Source organism: Chryseobacterium sp. SIMBA_028 (assembly GCF_046535285.1).
Classification (GTDB): Bacteria; Bacteroidota; Bacteroidia; order Flavobacteriales; family Weeksellaceae; genus Chryseobacterium.
Genome location: NZ_JAWRWZ010000935.1, coordinates 1 through 213, shown reverse-complemented (window position 1 = coordinate 213; position 213 = coordinate 1). Strand labels below are relative to the sequence as shown.

The window sequence follows — 213 nt, the reverse complement described above, 5'->3', positions numbered from 1 at the left end:
AGTAAGTGGTAAACTGGTTACAGACAATGAGATCAAAGAATTGATTTTAGCCGAAGGTCAAACCTATAGCCTAGACACTGGTGGTACTCAAACAATAACCACAAAACTAACAGCGCATATTCCGGATTGTGGTAATCGTATCACCATCAATTCATCCACAGCGGGTACTAAGGCAAAGCTTATTGCAGGGGCTGGTGTTACTATTGATGTTTC

Annotated in this window: 1 protein-coding gene; it reads left to right on the top strand. The window is 41.3% G+C overall.

All coding sequences use genetic code 11. The annotated features are described in order from the left end of the window. The coding region (locus SCA31_RS25950; protein WP_410699812.1) for a hypothetical protein at positions 1-213 on the top strand (213 nt) is incomplete at both ends.